This is a genomic window from Brachyspira catarrhinii (genome assembly GCF_005518285.1).
Taxonomy (GTDB): domain Bacteria; phylum Spirochaetota; class Brachyspiria; order Brachyspirales; family Brachyspiraceae; genus Brachyspira; species Brachyspira catarrhinii.
This window is the reverse complement of the sequence record NZ_SJDU01000973.1, coordinates 1-215: the sequence shown is the minus strand read 5'-3', so window position 1 is coordinate 215 and position 215 is coordinate 1. Positions and strand designations below refer to the sequence as shown.

Genomic DNA, 215 nt, shown 5'->3' with positions numbered 1-215 from the left:
TATCTCAAAAAGATACTTTAAAATTTGAAAACAATACTCTTACAATTACAGGTCAAGGTTTAACAGCTAGTAGCGGAGATCAAACATCAACAGCAACTATACAACAATATATTAGTGAAATTGAAAAAAATAATAAATACCTAGAAACACTTAGTAATGAAGAACGACATAATTTATTTTCATTATTTTCATTACAATTAACAGCTGAATCTTCT

The 215-nt window shown here is 26.0% G+C and carries 1 pseudogene; it reads left to right on the top strand.

Annotation, left to right across the window (positions count from 1 at the left end):
- Window positions 1-215 (top strand): annotated as a pseudogene (locus EZH24_RS14715) (hypothetical protein); the annotation flags it as partial.